This is a genomic window from Enterococcus hulanensis (assembly GCF_005405485.1).
Taxonomy (GTDB): domain Bacteria; phylum Bacillota; class Bacilli; order Lactobacillales; family Enterococcaceae; genus Enterococcus_A; species Enterococcus_A hulanensis.
On record NZ_BJED01000041.1, the window covers coordinates 1 to 6,727 of the forward strand.

Here is a 6,727-nt window from a genome sequence, read left to right on the forward strand (position 1 = left end):
TTGCTTAAAAATACTGTGAGAGGCTATTTACTAGAAAACTTAATTAATTAACTTCCACAGTTTAGTTGACAAACCCTCATCGCTTCATTTTTCAAAAAGGAACCAATTTTTTAACGTTGTTCTTATTGCTTGCTTTAGTAATAAGCTTTTTCTTACACGATTTGTACGCTGTTGTCTATATTTATTTATTGTACATAATTGAATACATGATTATGAGACACTATTTATCAAGTTGGTTGTTGCCTTCAATATTAATTATTTTGCAAGATATGCTAGTGACTTTTGTGCGATTAGTAACATTTTATCTGCCGGTCTATTTTTCTAAAAACTCCATATTTACTAATATATATGATTTGTTTTTAATTGCCTGTATTCAATCTGGTATTATAGTTGGAATCTCTTACATTTTAAAAAAATTGGACAAAAAATATACAATAGTCCCAATGCTAAAAAATATGAAAAAGAATTATCCACTACAGGGAATTCTTTTATTAATTTTATTCTTCTTACTTCTCACCAGTCACTTATACCTATACGTAAAAAGGTATAAGTTCACACTTTTTGTCCTAATCGTATTAATTATTCTTCTATCATTCACGTTACTTTCCATAATCACTTTAATCAATAAAAATTATCAAAGAGAATCCTTTTTAAAAGATTTAAATTTATCTATGGAAGAGGAAAGAAATAACTATGAACTTGCGAGAGAGTACCGTCACGATTTTAATTCCGCACTTTTAGGATTAAGTGAGTATTTAGCAAATGACGATGTTCATGGAGCTAGAGAATATTTGGCAGATCTAACAAAGACTACTGCTGAGTATTTAAATGATTATCACCATTCACAATTAATAACGATTCATAATGCTGCTTTAAGAGGATTAATTTCTAGATTCATAGAGAAATGCCGAGAAAGTGATATATATTTTGAGCTCATTGCTGATGATCAAGGGGATTCAATCCCGTTTAATCAGATTGATTTATTACGTGTAGTATCTATTCTTATTAATAATGCGTTTGAGGCAAGCTTGGATGAACGAAATCCATATATCCATATTATATTGATAAATACTCAAGAGTTATGGGCGTTTAAAATCGAAAATACTGTGACTTCGACTGTAGAGGTTACTAAAATTCTAACTAAAAATTACTCTACTAAGGATGGGCATACAGGTCTAGGTCTATCAAACTTGAATAAAGTATTAAAGAAATATCCTAGTATAAGTTTCCAACTTCAAGTTAAATCAAAGAAATTCGTAGTTTCAATCGAGGCACCTAAAAATAAAGTATAACTATTTCATTTATAAATACTAAAGGAAACGAAAAACACAACTATCTACTCATTTTGAGAAGCTAAAGATACTTTTCCAGTTAGTGTGAAAGCAGGGCAGTAGTAGAAATCGAAGGGCTATGATGCACTTTTCTGACTATCAGCTATGTTACAAGGTAAGGCAAAAACTGTTTATTATCTATTTTCTGTTTAAGTGAGTTAAATTTAGACACAACCTATTAAAGTTCTAACAACAGTACACAAGAAAGTATCCATTGAATTAGAAAGGGCAGTCGACTCTCATCGGCTGCCTCAACTCTTCTTTTACAATCCTTTTTTTCCTACAATTGGAACAAACTTAGGCGTTTGTTCTGCGTAAGCCCGGTAGCCGGGCTTATCTTTGTTCTTCTTTTCTAATAATGGAATCCCTGAAACAAATAGAAGTAATAACGTAATCGCGAGTGGTCCAATAATTCCCCAGAGATTTCGCAACTCATTGAAACTGATTAAAAAGATTCCCCACCAACTCAAGGATTCGCCGAAATAATTAGGGTGTCTGGTCAAAGACCATAAGCCAGTCGTCAAAAGCTCGCCTTTTTTAGCATTTCGCTTAAACACCGTCAGCTGGTAATCGCCGATGGTTTCAAAGATAAAACCGATCAACCATACGATAACACCTAACCAGTTCCACCAGTAAAAAGCTTTTTCCGTGCCAGTAGTGACAAAGAAAATCGGTAATGCCACGACGCATAAAAGAACTCCCTGTAGAACAAAAACATTCAGATAGGCCTTTAATTTAGCAAAATGTTTGCCCCAGCGTTTACGCATATTCACATAACGATAGTCCTCAGGTTTACCGATGTTACGCTTCGCTAAATGGAAAAACAACCGAAATCCCCAAATTGTCACGAGAATCAAAACAAAGGTTGCACCTAGCGATTTTTCCGGCATCAAAAGATAACCAGTTACTGCTATGATAACAAATCCGATCCCCCAGGCCATATCCACGATCGAATTATTGTGAAGTGCCTGTGCGAGAAAGAATAGCACGGTGAAGTAAATAAATAAGAGCATTACTATTGTCCAAACAATCATCGATTTTCATCTCCCTCAAATTCATAAGCTACTGCGACACTGCCTTCTCCAGCACTCATAGCGATCACCGACGAACTATCCGTGATATAACTTGGCGGAAAGGCGAGCTGTTCTAGAAGTTTTTGCCCCCACAACTTTGCTTTGGCTTCGTTATTCACATGGGTAATTGCATAACGTCTGATTGTATGTTTTTGGTTGACCTTCAGTATCTCTTGGAAAAGTCTCTTTTCGTTTCCCTTGCGGCTAAAGGCAAATTTACTCAATTTCCCTTTGCCATACTCATCAAGACTAACAATCGGTTTCAAATTGACTTGTTTGGCGATTTTACCAATGGTCTGCGGAATCCGTCCTGAATCGATCATCGAATGTAAATCATCAACACTCACCAGAATATTGATTTGATCGCGTTTTTCTACTACTTGCGACACAATTTTCTCAAACGGCATTCCAGCTAGAATCCACTCATTTGCTTTCATAACGAGTAGACCTTGAGCCACAGAATTTTTTCTGGAATCAATGACTTCGATTGGTATCGCACGATTTCGTTTTGCCGCTTCTTTAACTGTATAAAAAGTACCACTTAATTTTCTAGCAACGGTAATTACTAAAATTGCTTCATAGCGTGTTTCTAAGAACGAAAACAAATTTTCAACGTTTTTTAGCGTTGGTTGTGAGCTCGTCGCACGACCATCAGTGCGATTGTCCAGGTTTATAAACTGCTTCGATTGTAGAGTGATCTTATCAATATAGCTAGTCTCTCCCAGCAAAATATTCATCGGCAAAACATGGATCTGATTTTCGAGAAAATAGTCCACTGGAATATCCGCGATTGAGTCTGTCACTAGAGCAATTGGTGCTTTTCGCTGCTTCTTGACTTGATACTGTAACAACATGTCATCGGCTTTTTGCTGGATCGGTTCGCCTACACTGCTTAAATAGCTTAAGACCTTATCCGGATGATTGGTGTGAATATGAATGCGGGCCTTGCCGCGATTTACGGCAACAATCAGAGAGTTTCCGTATGGACTCAGCTTCTGATGCAACTCTCTCTTGGTCAATTCCACACAGTCGAGTAATACTTCAGTACAATAACGATACATCGGTTCTGAAGTATGACTGTGTTCTTGTGGAGAATGTTCAATTTTTACACCACTTGTTACTTCGTTTACTACATAAAGGGCGGGCTGTTTTGTCAAAATAGCATCAGTAAAACCTTCGATGAATAGGTAAAAGCCCTTAGCACCGGCATCAACAACTTGATTCTTTTTCAAGATATTCAATTGATTAGTAGTATTTTCTAAAGCCTGCTTGGCCTTGTTCAAGGCATTTGGCAGCAAAGATTCCAAACTGGCAAACTGTACATTATCATCGAGCGCTTCTGCCCACGAGCGTATCACAGTAATGATTGTCCCTTCCATCGGCTGTTCGATTGCCTGATAAGCTTCATCAATTGCTGACTTAATGCTTTGTACAAAACTTTGAACGGAGTCTTTTTCCTCTAACTTCAACAAATGGTTATATATGCCATTAAAATACTGAGCCAAAATAATCCCTGAATTTCCTCGTGCACCTAATAATGAAGCATCCGCTACTTTTTCAAATACTTCAACAACAGAATGACTTTCTTCTGTCGTTTCCTCCAAAATAGTTTGCATTAAAGAAGCCAAATTACTTCCAGTATCTCCATCAGATACTGGAAAAACATTAATCTGATTTAACAATTCCTTTTGATTGATTAATTGAATCGCCCCTTGTTGAAATGCAAAAAGCAGTTTCTTTGGATCAATTGACTGATTTGACCGACTCATTTCCATGACATCTACCTCCAATTAAAGTGCTGTGCAACGAAAACGGTGATTCCAGAAACAGACGCTGTCACAACAGTCCCCCAAATCAAATCAATAATCGTGATTATAGCAGGCCAATTTTTAATGGTCGCCAAATTCGTTAAATCGTAAGTCCCGTAACTCAGCAAGCCTAAAAAACCTCCAGCTGCGATAGCATAAAACAAACTACCTTTTTCCAAAGAAGGATGTACAACAAAAAAGAGGATACCGATCAAATAGATCATGTAAAAAATCGCTGCTGGCATAAATTTAGTCTGTCCCAATAAATGCCCTAAGTTATTTTGATACATGCGCCGCGCAAACAGTAACAGCCATAATAGATCCAAGACTAGAAAAGACACGGTAGCAGTTCCAAATAATTTCAATATATTGCTCATTTCGTTGCCTCCACATAAATAAAGTATTTTAAATTTGTAAAGTTATACTACCACCACAGGAGCAAAGGTAAAAAAAATATGCCTGATCACTTGATAAAATTTGCTAAAATACTTTTTTTATATTTCAACGTGGATTGACTAAACTGTCTTTTCAAAAAGCGTGCTAAAATAGAGCCATTTTTGGTAATTCTCTTGATTATAATAGTTTAAAATTAGTATTCATCTTTTCCTTATTAATAAAGTAAGAAATGTATATTACGGTTCCTTAGAGGAGGCATTATTGAAACATTATAATTTTGAGACAGAGGCTGTCAGCTCGTACTTTTGAATGATTTTAACTTGACATTCTTTCGCGAGGTATAAATTGATTCTTTGTCGTTTGATATCTTTTGAATGAGTATTTCAAGCTTGTTTATCGCGATTCAAATCATAAATAGTCAATTATAAAAATAAGTGATTAACAACTTAAATTGTATTGAATACAATGAGGAATGAATTCAGTCATTTGTACTTCATGAACTACAACACTTTGAAACAAGAGGTGAGTCTAAGAAGAAGGTGGTAGCCAATAATTGATTGTTGGAATTTTTTATGTATGATATACGTAACTTCTAAAAATTGGTGTGTATTTATTATTATGGTAAATAAATTGAATTACACATCAAATTGCTAGGTAGAACTAATCGGAGGGAAAGCTGTGGAAATTAAAATAGGTGATTATTTTCAAGGAAAAGACTGTCATGACGAATTAATAAATGGAACCATTTGTAAGATATTAGAAAAGACAGTGATTGTTGAAAGTGGTGTAAAGCACTATGTTGTTAAAAAAAGTGAGTTAACGAAAGACAACATTTTATAATTTTGGTATAAAAGTGTAAACTTTCTAATATCCTATTCATTTTTTAGGCATTAAATAACCAAACGTGGCTTAGTTATCATTGATGATGCTAGCTGTTCGTTCGGTTATTTAGTGCTTTTTTTAAGTGTTTAACTTATTTGTGAGAGGGCACCGAGATACTAAAATATATCCAAAGATTAATAGAATTATGCTTTTTCTAAGTGAATTACAATCATACTTAAAAGGCTAACTTTTATAAACGGTTCATAAATTAACAATTATCTCAAAGCATACCTTTTTCCTTGAACATGAAAATGTTAAAAACCGTATTTTTATAGGTATCTTTTTGGTGAAATATGATAATCCGTTTATGTTAATTTCTTTTGTGAGCCAATAGACACAAATCATTTTCCTTATTACTAGTGGTTTTAGACATGCAGTTGAGGTATTCAAGAGCGGAACAAATAGTCAAAAAGACATCCTCCTTGATGTTTGGGGGATGTTTTTGTACTTATTAATTTTCATTGTAATGACTTGGTCTTATAAATTTCTTAGTATAGTTTCACCATAAAGAACAATTGATATTTAAAAGAGAAAGGTTGAAAGTAAAGTGATTACATTATTTACTTCCCCAAGTTGCACATCTTGCAGAAAGGCAAAGGCCTGGTTAACTGAAGCAGGCCTTCCATTTGAAGAGCGAAATATTTTCTCGAATCCATTAACTAAAGAAGAACTCAAAGCACTTCTATTGCTGACGGAAAACGGGACTGAAGAGCTTATTTCTACACGTTCAAAGGTTTATGAAAAGTTAGACATCGATTTGGATGACCTATCTTTTAATGAATTTGTCGAACTAGTAGAGCAGCGACCTGGTATCCTTCGACGCCCAATTATTACTGATTCCAAGAGACTCCAAGTTGGGTTCAATGAAGAAGATATCCATCAATTTACTCCACGTAAAATTCGTCGTTTTGATGCAAAAGAAAAAGCCCTGAAGTTAATGATCATGGATATTCAGCAAGCAAATTAATTTGTGCGATATAATTTTTAATGAATTCACTGCAACGCCATTTCCGAGATAAAAAGAACGGCATTCACTTAAGATAAAGAACTCACTTTGTCCTCTTTATTTTCAGTAAGAACTGGGTTATTTTGGACTTAACAGGTACTTTTGCCCCATTTCTTTGATTTTGACTATCGAATTGACAATGTTAAAAAATAAATAGCATTTGGTTACTCCCCGTATGAGGACATCTTTTTGATGTTCTCATTTTTTGTTTTTCGTAGCCATTACAAAAAT

The 6,727-nt window shown here is 34.8% G+C and carries 6 protein-coding genes; 3 read left to right on the top strand and 3 right to left on the bottom strand.

The features are described from left to right. The first annotated feature begins 212 nt into the window (after positions 1 to 212). Positions 213 to 1,292 (top strand): sensor histidine kinase, encoded by a 1,080-nt coding sequence (locus FFR60_RS22670; protein WP_171005019.1) that lies wholly within the window; start codon positions 213 to 215, stop codon positions 1,290 to 1,292. A 302-nt stretch (positions 1,293 to 1,594) separates the two neighbouring features. Here the strand turns inward: FFR60_RS22670 and FFR60_RS22675 are convergent, their stop codons facing one another. The 3 genes from FFR60_RS22675 to FFR60_RS22685 are packed head-to-tail and all read right to left on the bottom strand — an operon-like array spanning position 1,595 to position 4,589. Next, complete coding sequence (locus FFR60_RS22675; protein ID WP_137665941.1) at positions 1,595 to 2,365, bottom strand: DUF1295 domain-containing protein; 771 nt, start codon at positions 2,363 to 2,365, stop codon at positions 1,595 to 1,597. Further along, a complete protein-coding gene (locus tag FFR60_RS22680; protein WP_137665942.1) occupies positions 2,362 to 4,179 on the bottom strand; it encodes a DegV family EDD domain-containing protein in 1,818 nt (605 codons plus the stop codon). Before FFR60_RS22680 ends, FFR60_RS22675 begins: the two co-directional genes overlap by 4 nt. 5 nt (positions 4,180 to 4,184) lie before the next feature. Continuing rightward, positions 4,185 to 4,589 carry a DUF2177 family protein gene (locus FFR60_RS22685; protein WP_137665943.1) on the bottom strand — a complete coding sequence of 135 codons (405 nt, stop codon included), beginning with the start codon at positions 4,587 to 4,589 and terminating at the stop codon, positions 4,185 to 4,187. A gap of 697 nt (positions 4,590 to 5,286) precedes the next feature. On the opposite strand from FFR60_RS22685, the gene FFR60_RS22690 reads away from it, so the two are divergent. Next, positions 5,287 to 5,448 (top strand): hypothetical protein, encoded by a 162-nt coding sequence (locus FFR60_RS22690; protein ID WP_171005020.1) that lies wholly within the window; start codon positions 5,287 to 5,289, stop codon positions 5,446 to 5,448. A 589-nt stretch (positions 5,449 to 6,037) separates the two neighbouring features. Beyond that, positions 6,038 to 6,457: a transcriptional regulator Spx gene (spx, locus tag FFR60_RS22695; protein WP_137665944.1), complete on the top strand. Its 420-nt coding sequence runs from the start codon at positions 6,038 to 6,040 to the stop codon at positions 6,455 to 6,457. Positions 6,458 to 6,727: the final 270 nt, after the last annotated feature.